Origin of the sequence: Mesorhizobium sp. NFR06, from assembly GCF_900115245.1 — a bacterium.
Lineage (GTDB): Bacteria > Pseudomonadota > Alphaproteobacteria > Rhizobiales > Rhizobiaceae > Mesorhizobium.
Genome location: NZ_FOVT01000012.1, coordinates 70013 through 94028 on the forward strand (window position 1 = coordinate 70013; position 24016 = coordinate 94028).

The window sequence follows — 24016 nt, forward strand, 5'->3', positions numbered from 1 at the left end:
GACGTCGGCGCCTGACCACAGCCGAAACGTGCACATGCGGTATCCATCGATCGACGGGTTCTGGACCTGGGACATCAAGCGCGACCGTATCTACGGCGACGCCAATCTTTCCGACTATTTCGGCCTGACCCTCTCGCACAGAGCGTCGCTGGAACGATGGATGCAGAGCGTCGACCGGGACGACCGTCCAAGGGTTCGACTGGCGATCCGCAAGGCAATAGAGCGCAGGTCCGGCTTCCGGGAAGCCTACCGGGTCCGCTCGCAGAAGATGGGACTGCGCAAGATCCTGGCCGTCGGCCAATGCTGCGTCGACGAGGTGGGCGAGGCAGCGCTCTACTCTGGATGGTTCGTCGACCTGACGACGGATGCCTCGTGCGAAGAACAGGCGCTGCGCGAAATCCACAGTCATCTTGGGCAGGCCAAGGATATCGCGCGATCGATAGGCCACGACATGTTGTCCTATCTTCTGGACAACATCGAGGAAGAGGTCGAACAGCGGCTTGGCGCAAGATTGGGGAGGCGAAGATCGTCCTGAGGCAGCTTTCGCCGATTGTTCGCGGCCTAGAGCGGTTCACCGTTTCACGGAAACGCCAAACCGCCCTGCCTCTTTGCCTTGACGCAATTGCTGGCGGAAAACCGTGTCACGCTTTTCCTGGAATTGCTCTAGCTTCCAGGCCGCGGCTTGCCGCGCCTGCCGATTTCAGCCGTGACCATACGCGCGAAATGCGAGTGGGGCGATCGGAGTTCGATAAGCTTCGCTCGTTCCAGCGCCGCGTCGCCATAGTATTCAATCAGCACGCCGGCGGCCTTGGCGGCGTCGGCCCTCAACCGGCCGAAATCGGCCGACCCACCGGCGCTCGAGGGCTCGCTCCTGGCAATCACGTCAAGCATGGCTTGAAGCTTGTCAGGAGTGCCGCCCTCATCGTGCATGGTCGCTGTCCGATTGGGCGCGCAAAATATCGACATTTCCGCGCAATGTCCAACAGGTTGGTACAACCGAGTACAGCTTCACCGCGAGCGGGGCCACAATGTTCATACAAGCATAGTGGGTCAAAATTTCCGCGCCGACATTTGGGGGGCACCCATGGACCAGCCTAGCAAAATGGAAAACCTGCAATTTGCGCAGGGCATCTTGCGGGAGCTTCGCCAGAAGGCGGAAGCCGATGGCGAGAAGCTCCTGACATATCTTATCGACATGGCTTATCTCGAGGCCAGCGACCGTATCCGTGCCCATTGGATCGGCAGCCAAGAGCAGGAAGGCCGCCGCGCCAAGGGCTGACAGGCAAAAGGCAATTCCAGCAAAAACGCGTTGCGGTTTCCGTTCGGACTTGAGCCAAAACAGATAGATGGAGCGGTTTCTTCACGGCCGCGAACGATGCACCTTTGTGGCGGCTAAGGCGGGAACGAAAAAAAGCCCGCCATGCCTTCCGGCGTGGCGGGCTGACCTCAAGTCGCGGAGACTAAAGCGCGTCGCGCTGAACCCGATTCAGGTGACGCGCCTTTCAATCTTCGTATTGATGCATGTCATTGACCCAGAACCGCTGTCTAGGCGACATCCATTATGTTGGACAGGCCGGCCGGTCTATGACGCGGCGGCCTTCTGGCGGACCGGAAGCTTCCACCCCGGACGCACGAAATGACAGGTATAACCGTTGGGGTAATGTTCGAGATAGTCCTGGTGCTCGGGCTCCGCTTCCCAGAACGGCCCGACCGGAGCGAGCTCGGTCACGACCTTGCCGGGCCACAGGCCGGAGGCGTCGACGTCGGCGATAGTGTCCTCGGCGATCTGTTTCTGCTCATCGCTGGTGTAGAAAATCGCCGACCGATAGCTCATGCCGACATCGTTGCCCTGGCGGTTCTTCGTCGTCGGATCATGGATCTGGAAAAAGAATTCGAGCAGCGTGCGAAAATTGGTCCTGGCCGGATCATAGACGATCTCGATCGCCTCGGCATGGGTGCCGTGGTTGCGGTAAGTGGCATTGGGAACGTCGCCACCGCTATAGCCTACGCGCGTCGAAACCACGCCGGGCAAGCGCCGGATCAGATCCTGCATGCCCCAAAAACAGCCGCCGGCAAGAACGGCGCGTTCGGTGGATAAAGCCATGTCACACCTCCTTTGAATTGCTCCATAGATAGGCGTTGTGGCCTGCTTCTTCCAGCGGCTCGAGCGCCTAAGGGAGTCAGCGGTGCGGCAAGCGTTGCGGTTGATCGATGAACCGATAGCCGGAGCCTCGGCCATGACGGCACTGCGCTGGAGCCACCCTGTAGCGCCGCATGCCAGTCACCAGCGCCTGATCACTTCTCCATCGTCGGCTTGATCTTCCGAACAACGAGCTCAAACAGGACATCGGAAAGGCGGCGATGATTTCGGCGCGCTGCTGAGGCGAATAGTGGCCGGCATCGTCGATGGTCATGAAGGTGACGTGGCGGGTCATGGCAACTCCAGTTCCTCGCCCCGACGCAAGTGGGGGAGAGGCGGCGCGGCGAAGCCGCGACGGAGCGGGGCCGCGCTTTGATGAAAGAACACGAGTGAGAAAGCCGCGCCCTACGAAGCCCCCTCTCCGGCTGCTGCGCGGCGTTTCGCGCGGGGCGAGGAACTCGCGTTTTTCACATCGCGATGTCGTTCACCGGCGCCAGCGGCGCGGGAAGGTCCGTCTCCCCAAGCCCGCGGCGCAACTCAATCTCGATGTCGCGGCAGATCTGCGAGATGGGCACGTCGTTGGCGTTGCCTTCGAAGGGATTGGCGCTGCTTTCGCCGACAAGGTCGAGCGACATATACGCCCAGCCGAGCAGCGCGCTGAACGGGATCGTCAACCAGATCGCGACGGCCCCGAGCGTCCCCCCAAGCTTGCCCATGTCGGCGAAGACCGGGACCATGCCAAAAGGCAGCAAGGTGCAGAAGATCATCATGAATATCGTGCTGACGATCGCATATTGGCGCGGATAGGGATTGTTCTTGATGCGGTCGCAGCGCGCCTGCTGATCATGGAAGTCGCGGATGAGTTTCATCAGTTCGGAATAGACCGGGGCCGGCACGGCGGCGTTCTTGAGCAAGCCGTTGACCGTGGCCGATTGCTGTTCCAGCAGCGCGAGCGCCGGCTGCGGCGCTTTCAGCACGCCTTCGGCTTCCGCGCCGAGCAGCCCGCGCAATTCATCGCCAAGCGAGCCCTTGTCTTCCTGGACCTGATAGCGGCGCCGGTATTCGAGATTGGCCGCGCGCGCCAGCGACTCCCATGGCATCGGCCGGCGCAGCGAAAAACGCAGCGCTGCCAGCCAGGCAAGGTGGCGATAGATGAGCTGCCGCGCCGTCGCGGCATCGGTGAATTCCCGGCAGAAGTTCGACCACAGCCGGCTACTCGCGGTGATTTGCGAAAACGACTGCAGCGCCTCGTTGCTGCGGGTGAAGACCTGCGAATTCTTGAAGCCGGCCACCAGCGACACCGTGGTGCCGAGCACCAGCACGGCCGACCATGGCACCGAAAAGCCGGCGGTCGCCGGCAGGCGGTAGGTTGCGATGGCCAGGCCGCTTATCACGACCATGTAGATGACGCTGCGCCGCGACCAAAGCGCGAAATCCAGCAGCCTGTACGATCGGCCTACATACATTTTTCGAACCCCTCACGGCATGCAAATCGCGCGATTTGCGCTTCAGGCGCACCATAAGGGCTGGAAATGGTTTTGACAGGGGGCGGTCTGGCATCTCCCTTGCGGGAGAAGGTGAATCGGTGCGCAGCGCCGAGACGGGAGGGATGTTCCAGCGGAGTGAGACAGCGGCACCGCCTTCGGCGACACCTTCCCACAAGGGGAGAATGGAAGTGGCGCTAGCCCTTATATCCTTCGTTGACGCAGTCGTTCTTCCAGGCCCAGTCGAAATCGGCCTGCGACATGGAATGCCCGAGGCCCGGTTCGACGTAAGGGCCGGCGCCGTCGATATAGACGATGAATCGCGCCTCCTTGGTGAAGATGCCGACCTTGCTTCTGACGACGCCGCAGGTCTGGCCGGTCGCGCTGTCGCCGGTAAGGCCGACGCGCGAGAAGGTCGCCGCCGGATCGTTGATCAGGCCGCGCATCCTGGCTTCGGCGGAAGCGATCGCATCGGCGCGCCAGTCGCCGCTCGAGCCGGTGCAGGCCGAGAGCAGCGCGCAGGCAAGAAGCAGTTCTGGCAGTCGCATGTCGGCTCCGGATCGCGGCCGGAGGCTACTCCACCTTCGGTTGCGTCCAAAGCGACATCGCAAATCATGGTTTCGGCGCGGTTTCAGGTCACGAAAGGCGCCGTCGGCTAAGCTGCAGATCTCCCCACTTGTGGGGGAGATGTCCGGCAGGACACAGGGGGGGCGCGAAGGAACGCGACTTTTCCACTTTAGGGCGTTCGTCACCGGGTTGAGAGTGCAGATCAGCACCTCGGTAGGCAGGCGGGACAGCGCCCCCCTCTGCCCTGCCGGGCATCTCCCCCACAAGGGGGAGATCGGACGTCGCGTCGGCCTTCGCCAATCTTCAATACTGCACCAAAACGAATCAAGACTGGCTTATTTGAACCTGCCGTTCGCCGATCTCGTCCGCATTCAAAAACCTGAGCACCACATCGCTCATGCCGAGCAGCGGCGTGAAGGTGACGATGGTTATGCCGTTCGTGGCGTTGGTGCGGGTCAGACCCTCGGAATAGATATCCATTGGCGGCTCCTCGTCGAACCAGACGCCGTGCAGCGTCTCGCCCTGCCATTTCTCGCGGCCCTTCTCGTAGGACTTGAAGGAGAGCACGCTTTCGCCGGCCTGGACATCGCCGCCACCGCCCCAGCGCACGACGACGCTGTCCAGCGCACCGGGCGCGCCGCGGCCCATCACCGTGTCGGCGATCGCGTCGGCCGGGATCATGCCGGTGCCCCATTCGCCCTGTCGCTGCGGCGGTCCGACCAGCACGCGCTGCGGATTGTCACGCGTGCCCTCGCCGGTGACGCCGGCGGCCCAGAGCCGCACCGGCTGAGCGAACGTCTTGCCCACCCACCAGTCGGGATAGCGGCCGGTGAGGTGCATGGCCCACTCGGCGCCGCCTGCCCTGGTCTTGCCGAGCTGGTTGCCGGCCATGAACAGGCGCTCGCGGTTCGTCGCCCCCGCCGCGTGAAATTCAGCCTGGCGTTTGTACGGCGTGTAGGCAGCAAGCCGATTGTTACGACGTCTCCGTTCCAGTTCCTCGAGCAGCGCCAGGTAGGTCAGCATTTCCTTCGAGGAACGGCCTGAGGCTCGTTTCGAGGCCACGGATGCGGCTGCGGATCTCCTCATCGCTCAACTGCTCGAGACTGGTTCTATCGGCATCGACACGTTCCGAAAAATCCTTGGGCAGCAGCGTCAGCACGACCTTCAGATACTGGTCGGGCTTTTCCGCCCTGACCGCGGCGATGACGCCGGCGCCATGAGCGCGGAAATCGGCGCGCAGGGCTGCCGCGAAGTCGTCGCCCAGCGTCTTTTTCGAGCGCTTCGGGCGGGTGGAAATGGCGGCCCCGACGTGAGGAACAGCCGGCTTTCGCCTCGCCCGCTTGGCGCCAACGGGTTTGCGCCGCACGGCCTTGTTTTCGTCAACCATGGGCTACGGCGTTGGATGGCACGGCCTTTGCCGCCTTGCGGACCTTGCGCGCGGGTTTCCTGCGCGGCTTGGCGCGGGCCGGTTTCGGTAATGCCTGGTCGAATGGGCTGGACGCAGTCTCGCCAATCGCCAAGGCCGGTGGGACAGCGCCCCCCTCTGTCCTGCCCTTCCTCCGCAGCAGCTGCGCTGCAGCCGCGGAGGGCGGACCGGACATCTCCACCATTTGGGGGGAGATTGGCAGCTCCAGCGCCGGTGCTGCTTTCAGCATCGCACTGGCCGCAGCGATCGCCGAATGATCCAGGCCCTGGTGCGGAAAGCCGAAACGGGCAACGGCATCGACCGTGCCGCCGCGCACCATGCCGATGCGCACGCCCGGCGCGACCTGCTCGATGCGGCCGGAGCCGTGCGGCAGGCCTGCGCCCTCAAATTCGCCGATGGCGCTGACGATCTCGGCGCCGTCATCGCCGGTGATGATGGTGGCGTAACGTGGCATGGGGGCCTCGTGTTACAGGCAAATGGTGAGGCGGCGTTTCTTTGCGCCCGCTCTGTCGTGCCGGCGCTTCCAGCGAATGGATGGCACGCAAAAAACAAAACCCGCCGGGCGGCGGGTCGCTGGCGCAAATCAGCACCATGAATAAAATCATAGCATGACTGCCCTCACCCGGCAACACCGTATAGGCAAATTTTCCTAAGTACGGGCGATTTCATAGATTTGCGGCATAGGGGACACCGCAAATGCAACTCACTCACCCGATCTTCACCGACGCCGAAGCCGCCCGAGAACACCTTGAGGCGCAGCGCTGGCCGCATGGCCCAAACTGCCCGCATTGCGGCAATGCTCGCGCCGACCGCATAAAGAAGATGGAAGGCAAGGCTCATCGTCCCGGCCTGTACAACTGCATGGAATGCCGCGAACGGTTCACTGTCACTGTCGGCACCGTTTTCGAGCGCTCCAAGGTCGCCTTGAACAAGTGGCTTCTGGCTACGTTCCTCATGGCTTCGTCAAAGAAGGGCATGAGCGCGCACCAGTTGCACCGTATGCTTGGCGTCACCTACAAGACCGCTTGGTTCATGGCTCACCGCATTCGCGAAGCCATGAAGGAAGACGTTAAGTCGTCCGGCCCACTTGGTGGCGAAGGCAAGACAATCGAGGCCGACGAAACCTACATCGGCAAGCGCGACGTTCCCTACGTCTCACCGCAGCGCAAGGGCCGTCCCTTCCTCAAGAGGGGCAAAAGCGGCGGCGCACAGAAGCGTACTGTTGTCGCCTTGGTCGAGCGTGGCGGTTCCGTCCGTTCCTTCCATGTCCAGCACGCCACCAAGGACATCGTGCGCGATATTCTGGTCCGCACAACGCCGACCGCAAATCGACGCTCTACACCGACGAAAGCCGCCTCTACACCACGACTGGCGAGGAATACGCCAAGCATGAGACGGTCAACCACTACCGCAAGGAATACACTCGCGGCGAAGTCCACACCAACACGATTGAGAACGTGTTCTCGGTCTTCAAGCGCGGCATGGTCGGCGTCTACCAGCATTGCGGCGAAGCTCACTTGCATCGCTACCTTGCCGAGTTTGATTTCCGCTACAATCGCCGCGCCGCGCTCCAGATCACCGGCAACGAGCGCCACGACCAGTTGCTCGCCAAGATCGAAGGCAAGCGCCTCACCTATCGGCGGATTGGTGAAGCCAGTCACGCCTAAGCAGAAAGCGCGAGCGCTTTTGCGTAGAAAAATGCGTCACCGTAGGTGAAGCTCGCTCCTCATTTGTCCTTTGGCTCTGCTGCTTTGCTGATGGATTCAATCCGCGAAATTAGTGGCTCCTGAGAGAACCCCACGAACGCGCCAAATATGAAAGCTGAGAGGCCATTCGCATCAAATTGCGACAGGCGGACTTCGCCTATTGCGATCTCGAAAACGCCCGCTTTCAGGAAGGCGCCAGTCAGGAAAAGTAGTATCAATGCGAATATGGCCCTCATGGGAGGGGTAAACCGGTCGGCATCAATTGCATGAAGATCAAAAAACGTCACAGCGCGGCACCGCAGGAAAGATGAGAACGCAAGACCAGCGAGAAGGCCGGGCAATACCATGGCCAGCGCTGGCTGAATTACCAAAAGTGTCTGATCTGGCCCAATCAGGTAGCGGGCAGCCAATACAGCCAGCAGACCGAAGATCCCAACACCAAGCAGGATCGAGAAAAGCCATCCAACGATCTTCCGCATATGCTCGCTAATCATTCGGCCTTTCTCCGTGTCGAAGATTCGCTGTTGCAGGTTGTGGAGAGTGTCGATGCCAAGATCGGGCTGAGCCGTTTCGCCAACCAAACCGTATTGAGAAAGGCCGAGGAGTTCTTTGTAATACACTATGAAACGCTGATCGGCTGGCTGAAACATGCCTCGCAGAACCATAAGCGTGCGCTCGGCTTCATGCTTCAGAAGCCCTTGCTCTGGAGGTACTTCAGTTGCGTCTTTCGTAAGCTGAAAGGCAATGTCGTAGGGGTGCTCCGCATCCTTAGGATACGGAGATACAACATATCGTCCCGTCATTGTGGGGTTACTTCCCGCAGCAGGGGCAAATATCGGGAGCGAAAGAAATAGTAGTATCGCTCTTTATCTGGCGATTTGCGATTGAGTTTCCCAACTCGCGCTCTAACCGCTCGGCGATGTCAGCAACTGCATTCCCTGTGCTGGTGCTAGTCGCTATCTGCCCGGTTCTAGCCTGCCTGGAAAACTCCCGAAGCATTTTCCGAAAACGATCAACTTGCATTAACCCCTCCCTTGAAACTAGTTCAGAAGGGTACGCTAAAGCGTTTCTGGAACCAAGGCTATTCGCTACGTTGAGTTACCTTTTGTTCTCTTGATTTCTCGCTCTGGCACCAGCGCCTTCCGTTCCGACTTGACCGATGCCCTGCCGCCCTTGGGATCAGGTGGCGTCTTCAGCATTCGCTTCAGCGTCTCGTTGAAGCGCTTTTCGTCGGTTTTATCGGTCGGTTTCTCGCTGGCCATTGCCAGTTATCCCCAGAAAATGTGCGAAACCAGTGGTTTGGCGTTTGGAAGCCTTGTCGAAACCAACCGAATCAGGCCCGAATCATACCTCCAGCGCGATGGAGGGGAGTGAGCGGCCCAGGAAGCACTCACACTCCCGCCCACCGGGCGTCGCTGGTGGCGTACCCGCTACGGGTGCCTTCTTCCCCGAGCCATCCGGGGAAGTCGTAGTGGGGATGTGGGGCTGGTGCCCCGGCGCGCAGACTTCCGACCTCCGCATTCGGGTTCGATCCCCGACATCTCCACCGTCATAAGGTGTAACCGAATCGGTTACATCCGGTAAATACGTTTCAGCATAGTCGGGACAAATTGTCCCCTGTCCAGAAGAGCCGGCCTGACGGGTGATTTCATAACCGAATCGGCCATACCTTGTCACGTATATAATTAGGCAAATTTTCCTATTCCTCTTTGAATCCCGCCGCGAACGCCTGGCCGCCAAAAAACACCCCAACCGAGACAGGTCGCCGCAGGTGGGCATTTTTGTCGGAACCATGGACAGCCCGAATGGTTCCGCCCCCAGTCGCGATCTCTTCGCGACGCGACGACCTTTCGCCAAGAAAAGGAGAAAATCATGCTCAAAACCACCCTTGCGGCCTCGGTGCTCACGGTCGGTCTCGCGACTGCGGCGCTGGCCCAGAGCGCCGGGCATATGGGCTCAGGCAACTCGACCGGCTCCAGCAGCGGTACCGGCAGCGGTCAGACGGTCGTTCCCAATCCCGATGCCGTCGACCCGGGCACGACCGGCAGCATCTATGGCGGCCCGCTCTCTGACTACGGCATGAATTCGAACGCGGACCGGAACTGCCCGGCCAGCCCGCAAGGCGCGCAGCCGGATGCCAACCACCTTTCGCCCGGAACCGCTGCGCCGACCGTCAACGACAAGAACTGCGGCAAGTAACATCCGAAGCCATTTGTCGACCAAAGGCCGCGGAGCTTGCTCGGCGGCCTTTGCTTTGCAGACGCGGCACGCCGCGGCGGAACCATGCCGCGCTCTGGTCGTTGCAAGAAGCTAGAAGGGAGAATCCCATGGCTGACAATGATACAACCACAACCAACTCCGTCAGCGGCAACGGCAAGGGCGCGGCGGGCCGCCGCGCCAACGCAGCGCGAAGCAGCGCCGCACGCGGCAGCGCGCGGTCTTCCAGGGCCTCTGAAGGCGCGATGAAGAAGCAGATCGCGGACCTGAAGCGTGAGGTGAGCCGGTTGAACCGGGCGCTCGCCGACCAAGCCGAGGAAGCGCAGGGCTGGTACCAAAGCGCGACCGAACGCGCCTCCAGCCTCTACAGCGGCGCATCCGGCCGGGCCTCGCGGGCAGCGCGGCAGCTGCGCAGCCAGGCGCACAGCGTGTCGGAAACGGTGCAGCAGAATCCCGGCACCATTTCGACCGCCTTTATGTTCGGCGGTGTGGTCGGCGTGCTGATCGGCATGACGATCGCCAGGCAATCCGCGCCGGATCCGGACTGGTTCCACCGCTGGCGCCGATAGGCGCGGAGCGTTGGATGCGTGATGATCGCCGGCGACGGCGCCGGCGCGAAGGGAGAGGCCGGGCTGTCGCGCCCGGCTTTATTGCGTGAAACGGCTCGCGATTCCGGTCGAAAAGGCCGCCGAGCGGTTGTGCCGGAAATGCTCGGGACTGGCCATTAGCCAGAGCTTATGGAATCATTCCGGCCAAGGGAATCGCGGAGAGCGGCATGGACAGACCTGCCATGGCATCCGTCTTTCGGATGCGGCATGTGCCTGCAAGCATTTCGGGCGTTCGCAGCCTTGGCCGAGGCCAGGCCGATCCGATCTTCCATTCGAGGCCGCTCGGCGAAGCGATCCGTTTCATCGCCCAGGCCGATGGCCAATACGACCTCAGCGCCGTCGCCATCGCCTATGGCGATCGCCAGACGCCGCCGCTCGGCAACCGCGAGATCAGGCAGCTCTGGACCGAGTATGGCCAGCGCTGGATGGAGGTGTAATCCCGCGTAAGTCCCCGCCCGGATCGGAAATGCTCCTCATGCGTTCTTGAGGCGAGGTCAATGGGAGGAACGCCATGAACGTCGCCAATCTTCAGCTCGAAGGCCTGCTGATGGCCGTCGCCGCAATCAACCATGTGCTCGTCAAGAAAGGCGTGCTGAGCGTCGAGGAGATCGATATCGCGCTGCGCAAGGCCGAAGCCTGCGAGACCGGCGAGGAGCGCTCCGAGGCCATTTCGCCGTCGAACCGCGACGCCATCAATTTTCCCATCCGGCTGCTCGAGCTCGCCAACCAGTGCCAGCCCGAAGCCGACATGCCGTCCTTCTCGAAGCTGGCGCGGATGGTGGGCCAGATGAAGGAGCCGTATAACGACCAGATGTGAGCTGTGGTGCGAAAGTGCATTGCCTGCTGATGCCGGCGCCGCCCCGCCCTTCGGGCACCTTCTCCCCGTAGAACGGGGAGAAGGAAGAGTTCACGCCCTGCCCGGCCAGCCTTGGCGGACGGCCAGCACGCTGCCGGGCCCATGCACGGCGGCGTAGAGCAGGCCGGCGGCGAACGGGAAATGCGACATGAAGGCGCCGAACTCGGCCTGGTTCGCGGCCCAGTGCGACGGGCCATGGAAGGCAAAACCGAGAAAGGTGACATAGACCGCGCCGAGCAGCGCCAGCGGCGTCAGGAAGGCGCCGGTGAGAAAAGCGACCACCAGCAGCGCTTCGAGGATCGCCGCGCACCAGGCCAGAAACAGCGGGAACGGAAAGCCGGCGGCGGCGATGTAGCCGGCGGTGGCGCCCATATCCATGAATTTGAAGGCCACTGCCATGGCGAACATGGCGGCGAAGATGAGGCGGGCGATGAGAATGGCGGCGGTCTGCCACGCCGTTTGCGTATTGTCCACGATGTCCCTCCGGGTTGCGGTTGATGTGTTCCAAGGACGCACCAAGGACAAAGGTTCCGACAGGGCGGGGAAAATTTCTCCAACTGGTTCTCCAACTGGATGGAAAAGGGAGAGGTCGGCGGGACAGCGCCCCCCTCTGTCCTGCCGGACATCTCCCCCACGAGGGGGGAGATCAGATGTCGCGCCGGCCTTCGCCAATCTCGACCGTAACAGCAAGGAGGCGTGGCGCCCAAACTGCCAATCTCCCCCCAAGTGGGGGAGATGTCCGGCAGGACAGAGGGGGGCGCGAAGGAACGCTACCTGCGATCGTCTTTCCCCTACCCCGCGACCGCCTGCGGCGGATGGCTGATCGAGTCGCGCACGGTGCCGTATTCGGCGCCCCAGCGGTCCGTCATGTCGCAGCGGATGTCCCAAAGCTCGGGGAAGAAGCGGTGGCGGGCGCCGCCTTCGAGAATCTCCACTGGCCTGCCCTTCAACGACTTGGCGCCGAGCCCGATCGTGCGGTGGATGAGATAGAGGTGGTTGGCGCGGAATTTCTGGAACAGCTCGTCGAACTCGATCAGCGCCTCGGCCACGACATAGGAATCGCCATGGTCGTAGCGGGCGTCATAGATGTCCTCGATGCTCAGCCCGCGGCCGTCCAGATAAGCATGCTTGAAGGCCCGCCACAGATCCGGCGGCAGGCGCAGCAGAAACTTGAAACCCGGCGATTCCTGGCCGCTGCCATTGCCGAGCTGCAGGCGAATCTGCTGGTACTCTTTCGGCGACATGGTCTCCAAGAGGTCGAGCTGCGCCGTCATCATGCGCATCAGCCGGTGCACGCGACCCATCAGCGTGACGATGCGGTGGGTATTTTCTTTCTCCAGATAGTCGAGCACGTCGACCAGCGTGTAGGCGATGAGCTTCATCCACAGCTCCTCGACCTGGTGCACGATCTGGAACTGCAGCTCGTCGGCATTGACCATGTCGGCGAGCGGCTTCTGGCAAGAAAGCAAGTGGTCGACTTTCAGGTAGACGCCGTAGTCGCGCATCTCGGGCGCCTCGATGCGGGCGTGATAGTCCGTCTTGTCCATGGCTCATCTCCTCGCGCCGGCATGGTTTTCGACCTTGCGACAAGGATAGCGCTTTTGGCTTGAACATTGTTCCTTTCTGTTATCCGAATAGTGGCAAATAGAGGACGATCTGCGATCTTCCTCGCCGCACAGGAGAACGAATGGTGATGGATGCCGTCGACCGCAGAATAGTGGCCGCGCTGGAGCGCGACGCCCGGGTCTCCTTCGGCGAGTTGGCCGAGGCCGTGGGCCTGAGCAAAACGCCGTGCTGGAAACGGGTGAAGGCGCTGGAAGAGGCCGGGATCATCAAGGGTTATTCCACCCGCATCGATCCGGCCCGCATCGGCTTCGGCATCGAGGCCTTCATCCAGGTGTCGATCGACTTCGAAGTGTCGGATGCCTTCGAGGCGGCGGTGCGCAAGCATCCGCTGATCCGCCGCTGCTACGCCACCACCGGCGAGGCCGATTATCTGCTGCAGATCGTCACCGTCGACATGATGGCGCTGGACCGGATGCTGCGCGAGGAGCTCAGCCGCCTGCCGGGCGTGCGCCGCACCGTGACCTCGATGGCGATGCGCGAGATCAAGGGCGACATTTCATTCGCCGAGGCAGCGCGACACGCGCTGCGGGGGTGAGGGCGCGGCGCAATGATTGAGATGCCGGCAGGACAGCAGCGCCGAAGGATCGCGACGTCAAACTCTTGCCGCCGCGTCTTGACCGGGGAACAAAGGCAAAGCCCGGAGGGTCCCCCGCCGTCATGTCGGCCACCCGCGCCGCCTCTTCCTTCTCGGCATCGGCCTTGCGCTTCGGGCATTCCTCGAAATCATGGTCGCGGCCGCCGCAATAGGAGCAGCATTTGGCGGGAGTGTCGGGGTGGAGCATCGAGGCCATTCCCAAGAATGCACGAAAAAGTTTCCGGTTGCAGCAATTGCGTGAAGCCGCAATCGCCGTTCAGCCCCCTGCCCCGATATGTCTCTCAGGCAATTCCGAACGGAAAACCGCCGTGCACTTTGAATTGCTCTTTAACTCACGCAATTCCCGGCGGAAAACCGCCGTGCACTTTTCCTGGAATTGCTTTTAAGGAGCTCGCCGCTTGCGCGGCGGGCTCCCGCTCGATCACCGCTCACGCATGGGCGTGGGGATGACGGATGTCCCAGACGGCCCAGGCCGATGCCGCGACCACCAGCACGCCGAGCACGACATGCGTGGCCATGACATTCGTGTCAGCCGCGAACTTCAGCAACCAGGGCGACACGATCAGCCAGAGCCCGAGGACCAGATTTACCCATTCCTCCCATTCGGCGAACACCGAAAGCGTCGCCAGCGCCATGATGCCGAGTGCAACGCCGACAATCCAGGCGTTCCACGCGGGCACCATCGCCGCGGTGTATCCGATGACCCAAGGTGAGATGAACAGGCAGATCGCGAGGACCAGAGTGATCCAGTCCTGGCTCTTTTTTGCTTCCATCAGTTTGCTTGGCATTACAACCTCCATCGATGAAGCTTGACCAAAGCAACTGTACTCGCGTGGAAATCGCACGCTTACCTATTGATGTAATTACGGTTCTATGCAGCTACAAGGAGGCGTCGGAGCGCCGCCCCCGGGCAACGGCGGCTCAGGCGCCCAAGCCGTTTTCGGCCTCGGCGCCGAGCTGCGGCACCACGATTGCCTCGAGCGGCGCGTCGAGCGTCCATTTCACGCTGCCGGGCGAGCGTTCGAGGCTGGAGGAACCGCTCAGCGACTGCGGCGCCACCCGCTGCAGCACCACCGTGCCAAAACCCTTGCGCTCGGCCGCTTTGCGCGCGGCTGGGGTGTCCGCCGCGCTCAACGTCTCATGCCAAAGAAGATGAAAGCGCCGCCGCGCCTGCGGGTCGGTCTCGACCTTCCAGGTGATTTCGACGCGGCCACCCTCGGCGGCCAGCGCGCCATATTTGGACGCGTTGGTGCCGAGCTCATGGAAGGCCATGCCGAGATTCTGCACGGCGTTCGACTGCAGAGTCAGCAGCGGCCCCGAAAGCGAGATGCGTTCCTCATGGCCGAACGGCTTCAAATGCTCCTGGATCAGGTCGAACAGGCTGGCGCCGGCCCATTCCGAGGTGACCAGAAGGTCGTGCGAGCGCGACAGCGCCATGATGCGGGAACGGATCAGTTCCTCGAACTCGCGGGGATCGGTCGAGCGCTTGCTGGTTTCCCTGACCATCGACAGGATCACCGCGAACTGGTTCTTCACGCGGTGGTTGACCTCGCGCATCAACATCCGGATGCGGCGCTCGCTTTCCTTGGCCGCGCTGATGTCGCGCGCGATGGTGGAGGCCCCGACGATCTCGTCATGCCGGTTCCTGATCGGCGACACCGTCAGGGAAACGGCAATCAGCGAGCCGTCCTTGCGCCTTCGCGTGGTGTCGAAGCTCGCCACGCCTTCGCCCCTGCGGATGCGGCTGATGATGTCGCTCTCTTCGTTCCAAAGATGCTCGGGCAAAAGCATCAGGATCGACTGACCGACGGCTTCCTCGGCGCTGTAGCCGAACATGCGCTCGGCAGCGTGGTTCCAACTGGTGATGACGCTGTGCAGATCCTTGCTGATGATGGCGTCGTAGGATGAATCGACAATAGCCGCGAGACGTGCATCGGCGTTCGCGTCTTCCCTCTCCCTCCCCCCGGATGTCTTCATATGCATGACGTAGCGCGCTTCCGGCACAAGGCAACTGCCTAGCCGTCGCTGGGGGAGCGCTGAGGCTCCTCTTTGTGCGACGACGGCAGAACGCCGAAATCCTGCGACTTCGCGCCGGTGTCGGCCGTCAGGAACCCTTCCGACGCCAGTCCGCGCCGCAACAATTCGCGCACCGCCGCCGAGCGGCTCGGCATGCGCTTTTCGAAACGCCAATTCTCCAACGCCGCGAGCTCTTCGTCGGTCAGCATGACCTGCAAGCGCTGCGGCCGCTCCAACTCCGCCACTTTTGCCTCCATCAAAGACAAACGCCACGAATGAGTATATGCCTCACAATGAGTAGAAATAGGAAACGGCACATAGAGCGTCAAGGGTGTCTCATTAGCGAGTAGCTCTCAGCCTAACCTTGCTAAGGATGCGTCGAAACCGCATTTGATATATTATGCTAACTCGCTGATTTATTTATTGATTTTAACATTTGTGTATTGCCAGTCGCAGGCCGTTGGCGCATTGTGGCATCAGAGGGACAAACACTCCGCGAAAGGAGGGTTTTCCGATGTTCCAGAGGTTTTCGCAGAAATTGCGCGACGACGCCCACTGCAAGGTCCATGAGGCCATGCGGGCGAACGGCATCATCGACATCGTCGGGTTGTCAGAACAAATCAGGCTGAAAAACCTCGACGACAACATCGCACGCGAGGATGTCGAAAGCCTGGTGATGCAGATCGCGCAGCTTTACGGCGCGCCGATCGAGTTCGACGACCAGGCCCTGGCGGCGCTCGACCTGCCCGACCTTTTCGGCCGCGACAATCGCAACGACCTCGAAAAGGCGCTGCGTGAGCGTTCGGTGTCAGACGCGCCGGACGATTTGCTGCAGCTCGACGGATAGCCGGCGCCGCCGTCGGTCGGCTTCAAGCCGGATGCGGCTGCGAAAGCCCGGTCTCCCGGGCGCGATGCCGAAACGTGCGAAGCGGTTTTCGGTCGATATCATTTCTCCACTTCATCCGCGCCTGCTCGCCAGATCGTGCAGAATGCCAAGCCCCGTCTCGTATCGGTCCGGGGCGACGCCGGCCTGGTGCGCCTGCCAGAGATTGTCACGCAGGTCGGCCAGCTTCACCGGCAACGCAAGCTCGTTCGAAGCGGCGCGGCAGATGAAACCTTCCTCGCTTTCGTCCATGCGCCTGGTCAGCGCATCCACCGCCGCCACCACAGGCAGGCCGAAGCCGGCCGCCTGCAGTCGGTCGAGGCTCCAGCCGTCGCCCTTCTCGACGACGTCATGCAGGTAGGCGACGGTCTTTTCGTCCAGCGTCTCGACCGCATCGGCGACCCGCCTCAAATGTTCGATGTAAGGTTGGCCGGTCTTGTCCTTCTGGCCGCGATGGGCCTCTTCAGCGATCTTCGCCGCCTCGTGAAGCATGATTACCAACTCGCTCTTCGAAACAGAGCCCGCCCCGGCGAGGGACAACCGAGACGGGCTGGTTCGGGTCTGGGACCCAGTCAGGTGGCGCGCCTTCGCGGGGGAGCGGGCTGCGCGCCATCCTGCATTCAGAACATCGGCACCCCGGCGGATGTTCCCGCCCCTCCCGGATTTTTGAGAACGCGCCATCGGCGCGGCAAATGCTCCGGCATGACACCGGTTTTCCGGCCCGTATCGCCGCAGAATTGCTGTTCGGCAGGAACCTCGCGCCAGCGCTGCCGTTAGCCCAACAGGCAGTGTCCAACAGGAGGTACGGCGATGGACTGGAACCGCGTCGAAGGCAATTGGAAGCAAATGAAGGGCAAGGTCAAGGAGCAGTGGGGCAAGCTCACCGACGACGACCTCGACCGCAGCGCGGGCAAGCGCGACCAGCTCGAAGGCAAGATCCAGGAGCGCTACGGCATCGAGAAGGACCGCGTGCGTCGCGAGGTCGATGAATGGTGCAAAACGCAGGGGGCATAGCAGTCGGCTCTCTGGTCGCGCCGTCGCCAGGCCAGCCAGTGTCTCGGCACAACCCTGGCTAAGCACGCCGGCCGCGGCGGGACCAGCCATGCGCCGATGCCCGGCCAGAATGTGTTCAACGATGACAAATCACCACGCGCCGGAACAAGTCCAAGGACATTCTGTTTCAGGATGATAGGACATGCATCAAAGATGGCCCGTGATCGATCCCATTCGGAGGCCCTTTCAAGGTTGCTGAGACGCCAGTTTTTCAATGAGACACTGAGGCGGCACTTGCGTATGTGGCCGCTTTTTCGAACAGACCGCCAACTTCCAGACCGCCTTCGGCCCCTTCTCGACAAACTGGCGCGAAAGAAAGGTCGTCACGGCTCTGCCAAAGACGGCGAAAGCCGTCGTTGACTCCCGCGAGTTGGCATCCGGCGGACTGTGAGGGCTCGACGTCATGCCCCGCGGCGGCGCTCCGCCGTGCCTTTTCTTCGCCATGGAACATTCGCATGCCGGCGAAGTTCACCTTGCGCAACGCGACTTGGCCCGGCTCCGCAAATGGCGAACTATCTGAGACTTCCGGCAACCTCCAGGAACCTGTTTCGCGTCGTCATTGAAACGCCGCGAGGATCGGCCGCGAAGCTGGCCTACGAGCCGAAGACCGGCGTGTTCGAATATTCCCGCCCTCTTCCCGTGGGGAACACCTATCCCTACGACTGGGGCTTCGTGCCATCAACGCTGGGCGACGATGGCGATCCGCTGGACGGACTCGTCATCCACCAGGCGGCGGCCGCACCGGGCGTCGTCATAAAATGCGACCTGCTGGGCGCACTCAGGGTAAAGCAGCGCGATCGTGACGGCTCGAAGGTTCGTAACGACAGGTACATTTTTTGTCCCCATAAGCAGGACGCGCCCGATGAACCGGTGACGTCGGTCGATGTGCCTGAGGATCTTCGCCGGGAAATTGAGCAGTTCTTCCTGTCGTCGGTACTGGGCACAGGCAAGAAAATCAAGTTGAAGGGCTGGCAGAACGCTGCCGATGCCAGGGCCTCGCTGACGAAGGCAATGAAATCCTTCAGGCGAAAATTCGCTCGCTGAACGGACGCCCGATGCCTGTCCTGCGCCCGATACCCGCAAACGCCGTGCATATCTGTGTGGACATGCAGCTTATGTTCATGCCTCCCGGTCCGTGGGCGGTCGAGTGGTTCCCGCAGACCCTGCCCAAGGTCATACAGCTGACGCAGAGGAGCCCCGCGCGAACCATCTTCACGCGCTTCATTCCGGCTATGCGCCCGGGAGAGGGTCGCGGCCAATGGCGCAGTTACTACGAACACTGGGCGGAAATGACACTGGAAAATGCCGGAGCGGACATCATCGAATTGGCGCCGGAACTGAAGAGCTTCGTTCCGCCGGCACGACAATTCGACAAGCCGGTCTACTCGCCCTGGTTCGACGGCTCGTTGGCCCGCGCGCTCGCAACGGAGCGTGCGGAAACCATTATCGTCAGTGGCGGCGAGGCCGATATGTGTGTTCTGGCCACACTGCTCGGAGCCATCGATTTCGGCTTTCGCACGGTGCTGGCCGAAGATGCGATCTGCAGCACGTCCGACGAAGCCTATGACAGCATCGTGCGCCTATTCACCAAAAGATACTCGCATCACGTGGAAGTCGCCCCGGTGGACGAAATCGTGGATTTCTGGGTCTAAGCTGGCGCGAACCGGAGCCAGCCAAACAGATGTGGATGAGGATCACGATCGCCGCGAGGTGCCCGCCGCACGGGCAGCGACCGGTGAATCGGCGAGTCAATAACAATTGATGTTTTCCGCCGGGGTCGCGGCTGAAATTCTTTTCGGAACAAGTCTCCTCGGATGGGGTTGGTGATGGTTCCACCCAACAGGAGATGCATAGATGGCAACGACGAAAGCGGCCTCGAAGAAGGGCCTGAACGAACTCTTCCACGACACGCTGAAGGACATCTATTTCGCCGAGAAGAAGATTCTCGCGACGCTGCCCAAGATGGCGAAGGCGGCGCAGGACGATGCTCTGAAAGCGGCTTTCGAAAAGCATCGCGACCAGACCGAGGAACACGTGGCGCGGCTCGAGGAAGTCTTTGACGTGATCGACAAGAAGCCGGTGGGCAAGACCTGCGCGGCCATCATGGGCATCACCGAGGAAGGCGCCGAGATCATGGAGGAATATAAGGGTTCGGCCTCGCTCGACGCGGGCTTGCTGGCTGCGGCGCAAGCCGTCGAGCATTATGAGATCTCGCGCTACGGCACCCTCAAGACCTGGGCGCAGGAACTCGGTCTCACCGAAGCCGTGAACCTGCTCGACAAGACGCTGACGGAGGAGAAGGAAACGGACGCGGCGCTGACCGAGCTTGCCGAATCCGCCGTCAACATGGCGGCCGAGGCGGCTTAAAGCGCGTCGCGCTGAAACGGATTCAGGCGACGCGCTTTAAGTCTTTGTTTTGATGCATGTCGTCATCCCAGAACCGCTGCACACTTCTGGGCGACATGCATTAGCGGCGAGCACCGGGCAGCAGGCTCACCCGAGCTTCGGGCCGGGCGCAATGCCGTTGCGTCAGGCCCGCGCTTGCCTAGAGGCGCGGGCTCGGCCGGACAAATGAGGATAGCCACCCTGGAGGCCCGGCGCAAATGCCAGTCGTGAAGCCGATTGTTCCATCTGATAGGCGCGCCGGCATGATCAGATCGTCGCTGCATCTGCTCAAGGGCATCGGCTATTCGATATCGACCGTAAGCGTGGTCCTGTTGGCCGCCGTCAGCTGGGGAAATGCGTCGAAAAGTCCGTTGCTGATCGCCTGTCTGCTCGGCGGCGCCGCCACTTCGATCATAGGTATGTTCTGCCGCTGGCTGAGCTATGAAATCGAAAAGCGGGACCAAAAGCGGCTCGACCGCCGGGCCGAAGGGGAGCGTCTCAATCGCGCCGCAAGATCCGGGAAACAAGCAAGGTGATCAGGCTGCCGACAACGATCCATGCGCCTACCATCTCGGCTCTCGATGGCCGCGCGGCAGCGACGGCACCGGACCCGGTCCGCGTGGGCCCGTCGCGCGCTATCGCCACCACCGGCGCGAGATCGCGCCGGCTGCCGCGCCGCACCGAATAGGCGCGCGTGATCTCGGCGCCGAAGAGGAATATCTGGGCCGAGTAGTAGACCCAGACCAGCACGACCATCAGCGCGCCCGCCGCGCCGTAGGAGGTGGCGATGGCGCTGGTGCCGATGTACCAGCCGATCAGCGACTTGCCGATGGTGAAGAGCAGCGCCGTGACCACCGCGCCGACGCCGACGTCGCGCCATTTGAGCGTACGGTCCGGCAGGACCTTGTAAATGGCGGCGAAAAGCAGCGCGATCAGCACGAAGGAGACGACCGTGTTGATGGAGCTCACGATCAGTTCCCCGAAGGGCAGGCTGCGGTTGATGACTTCACCGAGCGCGGCGATCGCCGTGCTCGCCGCAAGCGACACCAGAAGCAGGAAGCCGAGGGCCGCGACGAGGCCGAGGCTCGCCGCCCTCGCCCGCACCAGGCGCGACAGCGACACACCGTTGGGCTTCACCTTCCAGATCTCGTTGAGCGACTGCTGCATCTCGCCGAAAACGCCCGACGCCGTGACGAAAAGCGTGACCAGCCCGATGAGCGTGGCAAGCGTGCTTGACCAGCGATGCGCCGCGCTCTCGATCGTTGCCTTCAGAAGGTCGGCGCTTTGCGGTCCCATCACGCCGGATATCTCGGCCGAGAGCGCCAATTGCGCGGCGTCGTTGCCGATGACGACGCCGGCGATCGCCACGACGATCAAGAGGATCGGCGCGAGCGAGGTCGTGGCATAGAAAGCGATCGCCGCACCGTGGCTCAGCGCATTGTCGTCGACGTAGCCTGCGACACTCTCCCGCAAGAGCACCCAGCCTTCGCGAACCCAGCCCGGCATCGTCGCCTCACCTATTTTGGACGCGGATCCTCGAGCCCGGCGCCGATCGTGGGAAACTCGCCTGCGCGGCGCTTGGCCACTGCGTCCGCCAGGGCCAGCGCGGCGTTCTTCACTTCGGCCTGGATGTCGCTGTCGGCGTCGAGCTCGTCATGGCTGGTGGCATAGGACTTCCAATAGCCGATATAGCGGTCGAGCTCGGCCATCCCGCCGACCGGATCGAGCTTGATCGAACGCAGCCAGTCGGCAAGCGCGCGGCGAACGCCTTCGGCGCCTTCCGTGTCGCCATGCACGACGACGGAGAACAGCCGGCCGGCGAGATGGCGCGGATAATGCCAGCCGGCGAGCTCGGCCTTCTTGGCAAGGGCGGCATCCTTGCCTTGTGTCAGCGACGGGTCGGGATTGCCGCCGTCGGCGCAGACCATGCGGTCCATCATCAGCTTGATCGGCGACGAGGGCTGATACCAATTGACGGGCGTGACGATCATCACGCCATGCGCCTCGACCCAGAGCGGATAGATGTCGTTCATCCAGTCCTGCACCTGGCCGAGCGAATGGTTGGGATAGCAGGAGCACGGCCAGTGGCAGAGCGCCGCCGCCGTTGAGAAGCACGCCTTGCAGGGATAGATCTTGCGGCCATATTCGGAGGCGAGGCGCGACAGGTCGAGCACCTCGACCGAGAAGCCCGGTCTGTCGGCAATGGCACGGCGCGCCAGCTCGACCAGGCGAAAGCTCTTCGACATCTCGCCGGGACAAGTGTGCTCGCTGCGCGAGGAGCCGTTGACGATCAGGATGCGCGAAGGGGCGGCCTTGTCCTCGTGGCGGCGCTGTGCCGCCTCGACAGCATCATGCGCGGCGATCCATTCGACCGAAAGCTCGTAATCGGGGTCGTGGAAACCCTCGCCCGCCTTTCGCGTGACCGGGCTCTTGCGCTCCTCGCTGTAGCCCTGCCAGGCAATCTCGGCCAACCTGCCGATCGCATCGGCCTCGGCCTCGAAAGCCGGATCGTAGAACAGCTTGCGGTAGCGCTGCTTGAATTCCGCCTCGCCGAGGCGCGGGCTGGGCATGCCGGTACGCGGTTCGGTGTTGGCTTTGTCGGATCGCGCCTGCCCTGCCATTTGCCTCCCCACGCCGGACACGGAGCGGGCCGGGTGCGACCAGAGCTCGACTGCCTTGTCGTTGGCCAGGGCGTGAAGCCGGAGAAACCAGCCCTGTTCTCTTTGCCGCCAGGTCCGGCTGACGCGGCCCGCTGAGCAAAACCCGGTGGCAGCGCGATGGTTCCCTCGTAACCGGTCGTCGTCGCACCAGCCGGTGTCGCCGACATTGCCGCGAATTTTGCAATGACAAACAATCGATCTATATTAGCTGACTAAGTGATTCATGGCACCGTGAACCGATGGCCAAGAAGAAGAATAGGCAGTCCGACTCCGGCGTTGCGGCGGCCACCCCCGCCGAGATCCACGAGGCGGCTTATTTTGCCCGCAAATGCGGGCTCACCCGCGACGAGGCCTTGCAGATGATCCGCGAGGCCAACAGGTCGGCGGCCGTCAAGCCTGCCGAGAGTGAGAAGCGTAAGCACTGACCTTTATCGAGCACGCGGCGGGTAATTCATTGCCCCGTCTGAGGTGGAACCTGACCCGGCTTGATCACCGGCATCTCGCTGCCTGTCGGTGGCGGCGTCTTGGCGTTCTCGTCGCCGGTCGGCGGCGGCTTCAGCACCCCGCCGCAATCGCTGAGCCGCTGCGACAATTCATCCGTGTCGGCCTGCTGCACCTGTTTCTGCTGCTGGCCGTTGGCGTCGGGCTTGGCTTGGCAGTTCTGCATCTGCTGGTCATCCGGCAGGTCGCTCGGCTGCTGGGACGTCTGGGCCGTCGCCGGCAGCACCGGGATCAGAGTGAGGGCTGCGATGAGAAGCGCTTTGTTCATGGGATCCTCCTGATGGGTCAGTAACCCCCGATGATCGGCAGGATCTCGCCGGTGATGTAGCTCGAGCATTGCGGCGAGGCCAGGAACACATAGGCCGGCGCGATCTCTTCCGGTTGCGCCGGCCGCTTCATCGGCGTCTTGGCGCCGAACTGCGAAACGTCCTCGGCTTCCTTTTCGGACGGATTGAGCGGCGTCCAGACCGGCCCTGGCGCCACCGCGTTGACGCGGATGCCCTTGCCGATGAGGTTGCCGGAGAGCGCGCGGGTGAAGGCGTGGATGCCACCCTTGGTCATCGAATAGTCGATTAGTTGCTTCGAACCCTCGATGCCGGTGACCGAACCGGTGTTGACGATCGCCGAGCCCGGCTTCATGTGCGGCACAGCCTCCTGCGCCATGTGGAAATAGCCGTAGAGATTGGTTTTCAGCGTCGTGTCGAAATGCGCTTCGGTGAGGTCGGCGAAGTCGGCCGAGTGCACCTGGAAGGCCGCATTGTTGACCAGCACATCCAGTTTGCCGAAGGCCTTGATCGTCTCACCCACCGCCTTGCGGCAGAAGGCGCGTTTGGCGACGTCGCCGCGCAATGCGATGCAGCGCCTCCCTTCCGCCTCGACGGCCTGCTTCGTCGCCTTGGCGTCGCGGTCCTCGCTGAGATAGACGATGGCAATGTCGGCTCCCTCGCGCGCGAACAGCACGGCCACCGCGCGGCCGATGCCGGAATCGCCGCCGGTGATGAGCGCCACCTTGTCCTCGAGCTTGCCCGAGCCTCGCCAGAACGGCGCGTCGTAGAGCGGCGCCGGCTCGAGCGCCCATTCCTCGCCGGGCTTGGGATGATGCTGCCTGGGGAAAGGCGGCACGGGGTATCGGCGCGCGCCGGCCTGCATGGCGCCTGGCGATTTCGGCTTCGGCTTGCGCCGATCGGTGGCGTCGACCTTGCGCTGCACGCCGCGCTGCCTGCGCGCCGTCTTTGCCGTGTCTGATTTGTCGGCCGCGTCGGATTTCGTTCGGCTGCTGGTCGGCATGGTGCA

General features: G+C 62.4%; 34 protein-coding genes and 1 pseudogene. 15 read left to right on the plus strand and 20 right to left on the minus strand.

The genetic code is table 11. The features are described 5' to 3' along the window. The first annotated feature begins 34 nt into the window (after positions 1-34). Positions 35-535, plus strand: coding sequence for a PAS domain-containing protein (locus tag F3H96_RS20595; protein WP_149803563.1), 501 nt, complete (start codon positions 35-37; stop codon positions 533-535). 128 nt (positions 536-663) lie between these two features. Here F3H96_RS20595 and F3H96_RS20600 read toward each other — a convergent pair whose 3' ends face one another. Then, the gene (locus F3H96_RS20600) at positions 664-891 is read right to left on the minus strand and encodes a hypothetical protein (RefSeq protein WP_149803564.1); all 228 of its coding nucleotides are present in this window, start codon (positions 889-891) and stop codon (positions 664-666) included. Between the two features lie 52 nt (positions 892-943). On the opposite strand from F3H96_RS20600, the gene F3H96_RS20605 reads away from it, so the two are divergent. Then, the gene (locus tag F3H96_RS20605; protein ID WP_149803565.1) at positions 944-1279 is read left to right on the plus strand and encodes a hypothetical protein; all 336 of its coding nucleotides are present in this window, start codon (positions 944-946) and stop codon (positions 1277-1279) included. Positions 1280-1582: 303 nt separating this feature from the next. Here F3H96_RS20605 and msrA read toward each other — a convergent pair whose 3' ends face one another. The 7 genes from msrA to F3H96_RS20640 all read right to left on the minus strand — a co-directional run bounded on the left by msrA (position 1583) and on the right by F3H96_RS20640 (position 6071). Further along, positions 1583-2104 (minus strand): peptide-methionine (S)-S-oxide reductase MsrA, encoded by a 522-nt coding sequence (gene msrA, locus F3H96_RS20610; RefSeq protein ID WP_149803566.1) that lies wholly within the window; start codon positions 2102-2104, stop codon positions 1583-1585. A 76-nt stretch (positions 2105-2180) separates the two neighbouring features. After that, positions 2181-2435: a hypothetical protein gene (locus F3H96_RS31180; RefSeq protein ID WP_244620081.1), complete on the minus strand. Its 255-nt coding sequence runs from the start codon at positions 2433-2435 to the stop codon at positions 2181-2183. A gap of 172 nt (positions 2436-2607) precedes the next feature. Then, on the minus strand, positions 2608-3606 hold the full coding sequence (locus F3H96_RS20620) for a bestrophin family ion channel (protein ID WP_149803567.1): 999 nt from the start codon (positions 3604-3606) through the stop codon (positions 2608-2610). Between the two features lie 215 nt (positions 3607-3821). Next, the gene (locus F3H96_RS20625; RefSeq protein WP_149803568.1) at positions 3822-4172 is read right to left on the minus strand and encodes a hypothetical protein; all 351 of its coding nucleotides are present in this window, start codon (positions 4170-4172) and stop codon (positions 3822-3824) included. A 343-nt stretch (positions 4173-4515) separates the two neighbouring features. Next, positions 4516-5214 (minus strand): terminase family protein, encoded by a 699-nt coding sequence (locus F3H96_RS20630; RefSeq protein WP_244620082.1) that lies wholly within the window; start codon positions 5212-5214, stop codon positions 4516-4518. Beyond that, positions 5165-5578, minus strand: coding sequence for a hypothetical protein (locus tag F3H96_RS20635; RefSeq protein WP_149803570.1), 414 nt, complete (start codon positions 5576-5578; stop codon positions 5165-5167). The genes F3H96_RS20630 and F3H96_RS20635 overlap by 50 nt, the downstream gene beginning before the upstream one ends. Next, the gene (locus F3H96_RS20640) at positions 5571-6071 is read right to left on the minus strand and encodes a hypothetical protein (RefSeq protein ID WP_149803571.1); all 501 of its coding nucleotides are present in this window, start codon (positions 6069-6071) and stop codon (positions 5571-5573) included. Before F3H96_RS20640 ends, F3H96_RS20635 begins: the two co-directional genes overlap by 8 nt. A gap of 242 nt (positions 6072-6313) precedes the next feature. Between F3H96_RS20640 and F3H96_RS20645 the strand changes: the two are divergent. Continuing rightward, positions 6314-7284, plus strand: a pseudogene (locus F3H96_RS20645) (IS1595 family transposase). Positions 7285-7343: 59 nt separating this feature from the next. Here the strand turns inward: F3H96_RS20645 and F3H96_RS20650 are convergent. Further along, positions 7344-8126: a hypothetical protein gene (locus tag F3H96_RS20650; RefSeq protein ID WP_149803572.1), complete on the minus strand. Its 783-nt coding sequence runs from the start codon at positions 8124-8126 to the stop codon at positions 7344-7346. Positions 8127-8411: 285 nt separating this feature from the next. Then, entirely contained in the window at positions 8412-8585 is a 174-nt protein-coding gene (locus F3H96_RS30620; RefSeq protein ID WP_188131471.1) for a hypothetical protein, read from the minus strand. 610 nt (positions 8586-9195) lie between these two features. Here F3H96_RS30620 and F3H96_RS20655 point away from each other — a divergent pair. From F3H96_RS20655 to F3H96_RS20670, 4 genes are all read left to right on the plus strand, one after another. Next, the gene (locus F3H96_RS20655) at positions 9196-9522 is read left to right on the plus strand and encodes a hypothetical protein (RefSeq protein WP_149803573.1); all 327 of its coding nucleotides are present in this window, start codon (positions 9196-9198) and stop codon (positions 9520-9522) included. A gap of 128 nt (positions 9523-9650) precedes the next feature. After that, a complete protein-coding gene (locus F3H96_RS20660) occupies positions 9651-10109 on the plus strand; it encodes a hypothetical protein (RefSeq protein WP_149803574.1) in 459 nt (152 codons plus the stop codon). A gap of 206 nt (positions 10110-10315) precedes the next feature. Next, on the plus strand, positions 10316-10585 hold the full coding sequence (locus tag F3H96_RS20665) for a hypothetical protein (protein WP_149803575.1): 270 nt from the start codon (positions 10316-10318) through the stop codon (positions 10583-10585). A 74-nt stretch (positions 10586-10659) separates the two neighbouring features. After that, positions 10660-10965, plus strand: a complete 306-nt coding sequence (locus F3H96_RS20670; RefSeq protein ID WP_149803576.1) for a hypothetical protein — start codon at positions 10660-10662, stop codon at positions 10963-10965. Positions 10966-11055: 90 nt separating this feature from the next. Here the strand turns inward: F3H96_RS20670 and F3H96_RS20675 are convergent, their stop codons facing one another. Together F3H96_RS20675 and F3H96_RS20685 are read right to left on the minus strand one after the other, a co-directional pair. Beyond that, on the minus strand, positions 11056-11478 hold the full coding sequence (locus F3H96_RS20675) for a DoxX family protein (RefSeq protein WP_188131472.1): 423 nt from the start codon (positions 11476-11478) through the stop codon (positions 11056-11058). Between the two features lie 317 nt (positions 11479-11795). Beyond that, on the minus strand, positions 11796-12551 hold the full coding sequence (locus F3H96_RS20685) for a tryptophan 2,3-dioxygenase family protein (RefSeq protein WP_149803577.1): 756 nt from the start codon (positions 12549-12551) through the stop codon (positions 11796-11798). Between the two features lie 140 nt (positions 12552-12691). Here F3H96_RS20685 and F3H96_RS20690 point away from each other — a divergent pair, with 140 nt between their 5' ends. Continuing rightward, positions 12692-13165 carry an Lrp/AsnC family transcriptional regulator gene (locus F3H96_RS20690; RefSeq protein WP_149803578.1) on the plus strand — a complete coding sequence of 158 codons (474 nt, stop codon included), beginning with the start codon at positions 12692-12694 and terminating at the stop codon, positions 13163-13165. A 488-nt stretch (positions 13166-13653) separates the two neighbouring features. Here the strand turns inward: F3H96_RS20690 and F3H96_RS20695 are convergent, their stop codons facing one another. The 3 genes from F3H96_RS20695 to F3H96_RS20705 all read right to left on the minus strand — a co-directional run bounded on the left by F3H96_RS20695 (position 13654) and on the right by F3H96_RS20705 (position 15486). After that, entirely contained in the window at positions 13654-14013 is a 360-nt protein-coding gene (locus F3H96_RS20695) for an SPW repeat protein (protein WP_149803579.1), read from the minus strand. Between the two features lie 133 nt (positions 14014-14146). Beyond that, positions 14147-15208 (minus strand): PAS domain S-box protein, encoded by a 1062-nt coding sequence (locus tag F3H96_RS20700; protein WP_244620083.1) that lies wholly within the window; start codon positions 15206-15208, stop codon positions 14147-14149. A 32-nt stretch (positions 15209-15240) separates the two neighbouring features. Further along, positions 15241-15486: a hypothetical protein gene (locus F3H96_RS20705; RefSeq protein ID WP_149803682.1), complete on the minus strand. Its 246-nt coding sequence runs from the start codon at positions 15484-15486 to the stop codon at positions 15241-15243. A 269-nt stretch (positions 15487-15755) separates the two neighbouring features. On the opposite strand from F3H96_RS20705, the gene F3H96_RS20710 reads away from it, so the two are divergent. Then, positions 15756-16088 (plus strand): hypothetical protein, encoded by a 333-nt coding sequence (locus F3H96_RS20710; RefSeq protein ID WP_149803580.1) that lies wholly within the window; start codon positions 15756-15758, stop codon positions 16086-16088. A 111-nt stretch (positions 16089-16199) separates the two neighbouring features. On the opposite strand, the gene F3H96_RS20715 is transcribed toward F3H96_RS20710, so the two are convergent. After that, a complete protein-coding gene (locus F3H96_RS20715) occupies positions 16200-16616 on the minus strand; it encodes an HD domain-containing protein (protein WP_149803581.1) in 417 nt (138 codons plus the stop codon). Between the two features lie 318 nt (positions 16617-16934). On the opposite strand from F3H96_RS20715, the gene F3H96_RS20720 reads away from it, so the two are divergent. The 5 genes from F3H96_RS20720 (at position 16935) to F3H96_RS20745 (ending at position 20098) form a co-directional block, all read left to right on the plus strand. Then, positions 16935-17138 (plus strand): CsbD family protein, encoded by a 204-nt coding sequence (locus F3H96_RS20720; protein WP_149803582.1) that lies wholly within the window; start codon positions 16935-16937, stop codon positions 17136-17138. Between the two features lie 543 nt (positions 17139-17681). Further along, positions 17682-18221: an inorganic diphosphatase gene (locus F3H96_RS20730; RefSeq protein ID WP_149803584.1), complete on the plus strand. Its 540-nt coding sequence runs from the start codon at positions 17682-17684 to the stop codon at positions 18219-18221. Positions 18222-18232: 11 nt separating this feature from the next. Continuing rightward, positions 18233-18829, plus strand: coding sequence for an isochorismatase family cysteine hydrolase (locus tag F3H96_RS20735; RefSeq protein ID WP_149803585.1), 597 nt, complete (start codon positions 18233-18235; stop codon positions 18827-18829). Positions 18830-19031: 202 nt separating this feature from the next. After that, on the plus strand, positions 19032-19544 hold the full coding sequence (locus tag F3H96_RS20740) for a ferritin-like domain-containing protein (protein ID WP_149803586.1): 513 nt from the start codon (positions 19032-19034) through the stop codon (positions 19542-19544). A gap of 281 nt (positions 19545-19825) precedes the next feature. Further along, the gene (locus F3H96_RS20745) at positions 19826-20098 is read left to right on the plus strand and encodes a hypothetical protein (protein WP_149803587.1); all 273 of its coding nucleotides are present in this window, start codon (positions 19826-19828) and stop codon (positions 20096-20098) included. On the opposite strand, the gene F3H96_RS20750 is transcribed toward F3H96_RS20745, so the two are convergent. Together F3H96_RS20750 and F3H96_RS20755 are read right to left on the minus strand one after the other, a co-directional pair. Beyond that, positions 20061-21068 carry a YihY/virulence factor BrkB family protein gene (locus F3H96_RS20750; protein ID WP_149803588.1) on the minus strand — a complete coding sequence of 336 codons (1008 nt, stop codon included), beginning with the start codon at positions 21066-21068 and terminating at the stop codon, positions 20061-20063. The two genes, F3H96_RS20745 and F3H96_RS20750, sit on opposite strands and share 38 nt — an antisense overlap. Positions 21069-21079: 11 nt before the next feature. Beyond that, on the minus strand, positions 21080-22183 hold the full coding sequence (locus F3H96_RS20755) for a flavodoxin family protein (protein WP_149803589.1): 1104 nt from the start codon (positions 22181-22183) through the stop codon (positions 21080-21082). Positions 22184-22461: 278 nt separating this feature from the next. On the opposite strand from F3H96_RS20755, the gene F3H96_RS20760 reads away from it, so the two are divergent. After that, positions 22462-22647 carry a hypothetical protein gene (locus F3H96_RS20760; RefSeq protein WP_149803590.1) on the plus strand — a complete coding sequence of 62 codons (186 nt, stop codon included), beginning with the start codon at positions 22462-22464 and terminating at the stop codon, positions 22645-22647. 26 nt (positions 22648-22673) lie between these two features. Here F3H96_RS20760 and F3H96_RS20765 read toward each other — a convergent pair whose 3' ends face one another. Continuing rightward, positions 22674-22991, minus strand: a complete 318-nt coding sequence (locus F3H96_RS20765; protein ID WP_149803591.1) for a hypothetical protein — start codon at positions 22989-22991, stop codon at positions 22674-22676. 17 nt (positions 22992-23008) lie between these two features. Next, the gene (locus tag F3H96_RS20770) at positions 23009-24010 is read right to left on the minus strand and encodes an SDR family oxidoreductase (RefSeq protein WP_149803592.1); all 1002 of its coding nucleotides are present in this window, start codon (positions 24008-24010) and stop codon (positions 23009-23011) included. Positions 24011-24016 lie beyond the last annotated feature (6 nt).